The sequence below is a fragment of the Methylocaldum sp. genome (assembly GCF_039794385.1).
In the GTDB taxonomy this organism is placed as follows: Bacteria; Pseudomonadota; Gammaproteobacteria; order Methylococcales; family Methylococcaceae; genus Methylocaldum.
The window spans coordinates 1-4,301 of the sequence record NZ_JBDIVO010000374.1 but is presented as its reverse complement, the minus strand read 5'-3'; the positions used below and the strand labels follow the sequence as shown (position 1 = coordinate 4,301).

The window sequence follows — 4,301 nt, the reverse complement described above, 5'->3', positions numbered from 1 at the left end:
CCTGAGCCCTATCAGGAGGGCCCATCGGGGAGTGCCCTTAATCGTCCATCCCCCCCCAACGATCCGGGCCGGTTTTCACCTCGGCCGGCTTCCGGGCAAGGGCGCTCCGCCGATGGGTCTGTCCATCGGCTACTTAGGGAGAACTTATGAACGCTCAAGTTGAAAACCATTTTGACGACGACCACAACGAAATCGCGGCCGAGTTCCTGCTTGGCGAAATGATCCACGCCTGCGCCAAGCAGCTTCGGGAAATGAAAGTTCCCTGGAATGTCCTGGTTGAGGAAGATCAACGGCTGCACCTGGAACGTATCCGCCAAAACCTCCAGGGCTCGGTTATGAAGGCGATCCGCTGTATTCGGTCGCAGAACCGGACAAACTTCGTCGCCGAGGTCGAATCGGTGACATTCAAGGATGGTGTCAAAGCGGTCCTTAAGATGAACAAGGATCTGCATGCACACGAACTGGCCGACGTCGCCGGTCAAGCCGTTCTTGTCGTCCTTGAAAACGGATCCGATTACATGGGCTGCGCCGGCTCCCACATGAAAACGGACCCGGACAATTACTCGGTCTTTGGGGATGACCATGTCTGATAAGTCCCGAATCGAATGGACCGAACGAACTTGGTCGCCGATTACCGGCTGCACGAAAGTCAGCCAAGGCTGCAAGAACTGCTACGCCGAACGGGAAGTCGAAACTCGTTGGTCAAAAAACCCGAAGAGCATCTGGTTCGGTCGCAAATTTACCGACATCCAATGTCACCCGGAACAACTCGATGCCCCGATGCGATGGAAAACGCCGTCGCGGATATTCGTGTGCCCACGTTCCGATCTGTTCCACGAATCGGTGCCTGATGAGTTCATCGATCGGGTTTTCGCGGTCATGGCGCTGGCGAAGCAGCATGTTTTCCAAGTGCTCACGAAACGGCCGGAACGGATGCTGGATTACCTATCTGTCGCAGAGAGCGAGGACTCCGATTGGCTGGAGAGGATTTGTGACCATGCCGTTCGAATTTCTGGTTCGCCGTGCTCTGCCAGCTTCATAGAAGATATTGACTGGCCTATTCATAACATCTGGCTAGGCGTGAGCATCGAGGATCAACCTACGGCCGACGAACGCATCCCGCTCCTGCTCCAAACGCCGGCCGCGGTGCGGTGGGTGAGTGCGGAGCCGCTGCTTGGGCCAGTGAGCATCAACCAGTATTTACCGGACCTGTGCTTTTCTGACATCAAAATTCGCCGATCCGCCAATAAGAAACCGCATCTTGACTGGCTCGTAGTCGGCGGCGAATCCGGGCCGAACGCGCGGCCGATGCACCCGGACTGGCCGCGTTCGCTGCGCGATCAGTGCGTAAATGTCGGTGTGCCGTTCTTCTTCAAGCAGTGGGGTGAATGGCTCCATTACTCACAAATTCCTAAAGGATGGTCTAGGAAAACGGAACCTTTGCACGCCTGGGGGAATGGTGGTGTCAGCTACCGCATCGGCAAAAAAGCCGCCGGCCGGATGCTCGATGGCCGGACCTGGGACCAATATCCGGGAGGTTCAAATGCCGCTGCCGTATGAAAACGCCACATCTGGCGACAAGGCTCTCGCGGAAATTCAAAGGGTCCTGCAGCGGTTCGGTTGCCAGCGCTTCGGGGTTATGACCGATTGGGAAAAGGGCGAGCTGCTGGTCCAGTTCGAATGGAACGGGCGCCGGGTTTCCTTCCCTGCTTCGTTCCGCGGCTATGCGGAGGCCTGGCTCAAGGAAAACCCGTGGACGTCCCGGCGTCAATCGACAAGGCAGCAATGGGAACGGAAAGCCTTGGAGATCGGGTCGGTCGCGGTTTATTCAATCCTCCGCGACTGGATCAAGGCTCAAGTGACCGCAATCGAAACCGGTCTTTTAACTTTCGAGGGCGTCTTCATGCCGCACATGCTGGGGCGCGACGGGAAACGGCTTATTGAATACGGCCAGGAAAAGGGCTTGCTTGCCCTTCCTGAAACCGAACAAGGAGGTAACTGTGGCAACTCTCCATGAATATCGCATCGCTGCTGAAAAGCTCGCGATCTTAAGCGAACTGAAAAAGGCGAACGGGCGAATCACTCGGGCCGCTAAATCGCTCGATATCTCTCGAATGACGCTTTATCGGCTCATGAAAAAGCACAACATCAAGCAAAAGAAGGTGATCCAATGAACGACAACGAGACGAACCAAATGAAACCGGGCGAAGATTCCGAAGTTCTGGAAAAAAGGCTTTTCTTCGCGCTCCCGCGTGAAGCCGACCCGGATGAATTAAAGCGTGTCATTCTGTCGCTGGCCTCAGATCTTATCGATGGCGGAATCGACTTGAACGATCCGCAACTATACAACATGGTTTTCGATTACATGCTGTCTCATTACGACTCGAACAAATCCGGTCCGATAGCTATTCTCTGCGCTGCCCTGCTTACGAGGGATCCTAGTGTAAGGTTGGTTAAGGGCGTCCTTTCCTTGGCTCGTGGGAAAAGGGCGCTGAACTGATCGAGGGCAAAAAATCATGTCCGAGGATAAGATTCTTTACGTCCCCGAACTCGCTCGCCGGCTGAACCGGACCGAGGCCGCTATTCGTCAAGCTGTCCTGCGTGAGTCGGATTCTATTCCGCCTGGGTTCAAGCTCGGCCGACGGCTGGCCTGGAAAAGTTCGACGGTCGAGAAGTGGCTCGATAAGAAGAACGCCAAGGCTGAAAGGTTGCTGAGTAGGTAAACGGGATGAGCGATCCGAAATACCAAAACATCGGAAGCCCGGCGACTCGGGTTATCGAGGAATGCTCCGAACTTATCAAGGCGCTTTGTAAGGCTGACCGGTTCGGGTGGTTTAACCATCATCCGGACCGTCCGGGTCGGCTCAATATCGACGACGTGTTCGCGGAAATGGACGATGTAGTCGAAGCGTGTGAACGGCTTGAGGTGAACCTCCGCCAGCTCAAGTTCGAATATTACAAGGAAGCCAATTCATCAAGTTATAGACATCCTATCCATGAAGCCTGAATCGAGAATAATTCGACCTCAGCTGATAAAAGGAGGTCGCACCCCGATGACGCATGAGCATATTATTTTGGTTAAATTGTTGGCCGCCACGGCTGTGAAACGATATCTGAAAAAAACAAAAACCTGACTATGCTCGCCGCCATCTATTGTCGATACAGCTCAGACCGACAGCGCGAAGCGTCCATCGAGGACCAGTCCCGCAATTGCGAACGCCGCGCAGAATCCGAGGGCTGGACAATTACGCAACGCTACGCTGATAGCGCCATATCCGGATCGACATCTGATCGGCCGGGATACCGGGGAATGCTGGCGGACGCAGAATCAGGCAGGTTCCAGGCGTTACTGGTGGACGATCTGTCCCGCTTGAGCCGGGACCAGGTCGAGGCCGAGCGGACCATTCGCCGCTTGGAGCACTGGGGAATCATCATTGTAGGCGTCTCGGACGGGTACGATTCCCGCTCCAAGTCGCGCAAAGTACACCGTGGCGTTCGCAATCTCCTCAATGAGGTATACCTGGATGACCTGCGCGAAAAAACGCATCGCGGTTTAGAAGGACAGGCTCGCCGAGGCAACAATGCCGGTGGGCGCTGCTATGGCTATCGGCATGTTCCAATCGAAGACTTAAATCGGCTCGACTCTCTTGGACGACCTGTCGTGGTTGCTGTGCGCCGTGAGATTGACCCCGAGCAAGCTGAATGGGTTCGATGGATTTTCGATAGGTTTGCGGCCGGGAAATCTCCTAACTGGATCGCCGGCGAGCTTAATCGGCTGAATGTGCCGTCGCCACGCGGCGGAACCTGGGCGTCATCGGCAATCTATGGGAGTCCAGGTAAGACAACGGGAATACTCCGTAATCCTATCTATATCGGCCGGTATGTCTGGAATAAATCGGCCTGGATAAAAGATCCTGACACCGGCAAGCGTATTCGGCGCGAGCGAAGTGTAGATGAGTGGATCGAAGTCGATATGCCTGAGCTTAGAATCGTATCGCAGACTTTGTGGGATAGTGTTCAGGCTCGGCTAAACCGCCAAACAAAACGAAGTCTTTCTGTTCGGGCCGCACTACACCAACGCGCCAGAACGGGTCCTCCCATGCGGCACCTGTTCTCAGGCCTTCTCAAATGCGCCGCTTGCGGATCGCCGTTCGTCACGGTAGGGAATAACCGATATGGCTGCTCCGGCCATAAGTACCGGGGGACGGCCGTTTGTCAAAACCGGCTATCGGTAAAGCGATCAATCGTCGAAAGCCGTCTGCTTGCAAGCGTTAAAAACGATATCTGCAACAGTGACGCGC

Annotated in this window: 8 protein-coding genes; all 8 read left to right on the top strand. The window is 55.1% G+C overall.

The window, feature by feature from the left end; genetic code table 11:
• The first annotated feature begins 146 nt into the window (after positions 1–146).
• Positions 147–590: a hypothetical protein gene (locus ABJK70_RS20995; RefSeq protein ID WP_347259008.1), complete on the top strand. Its 444-nt coding sequence runs from the start codon at positions 147–149 to the stop codon at positions 588–590.
• Positions 577–1,560 (top strand): phage Gp37/Gp68 family protein, encoded by a 984-nt coding sequence (locus tag ABJK70_RS20990; protein ID WP_347259007.1) that lies wholly within the window; start codon positions 577–579, stop codon positions 1,558–1,560. Before ABJK70_RS20995 ends, ABJK70_RS20990 begins: the two co-directional genes overlap by 14 nt.
• Entirely contained in the window at positions 1,544–2,017 is a 474-nt protein-coding gene (locus tag ABJK70_RS20985) for a hypothetical protein (RefSeq protein ID WP_347259006.1), read from the top strand. Before ABJK70_RS20990 ends, ABJK70_RS20985 begins: the two co-directional genes overlap by 17 nt.
• Positions 2,001–2,174, top strand: coding sequence for a helix-turn-helix domain-containing protein (locus tag ABJK70_RS20980; RefSeq protein WP_347259005.1), 174 nt, complete (start codon positions 2,001–2,003; stop codon positions 2,172–2,174). Before ABJK70_RS20985 ends, ABJK70_RS20980 begins: the two co-directional genes overlap by 17 nt.
• Positions 2,171–2,500, top strand: a complete 330-nt coding sequence (locus ABJK70_RS20975) for a hypothetical protein (RefSeq protein ID WP_347259004.1) — start codon at positions 2,171–2,173, stop codon at positions 2,498–2,500. Before ABJK70_RS20980 ends, ABJK70_RS20975 begins: the two co-directional genes overlap by 4 nt.
• A 16-nt stretch (positions 2,501–2,516) precedes the next feature.
• A complete protein-coding gene (locus ABJK70_RS20970) occupies positions 2,517–2,723 on the top strand; it encodes a hypothetical protein (RefSeq protein WP_347259003.1) in 207 nt (68 codons plus the stop codon).
• Between the two features lie 5 nt (positions 2,724–2,728).
• Positions 2,729–3,007 (top strand): hypothetical protein, encoded by a 279-nt coding sequence (locus ABJK70_RS20965; protein WP_347259002.1) that lies wholly within the window; start codon positions 2,729–2,731, stop codon positions 3,005–3,007.
• A 129-nt stretch (positions 3,008–3,136) separates the two neighbouring features.
• Positions 3,137–4,301 (top strand): recombinase family protein (locus ABJK70_RS20960; protein WP_347259001.1); only part of this gene is annotated, 1,165 nt, incomplete at its 3' end.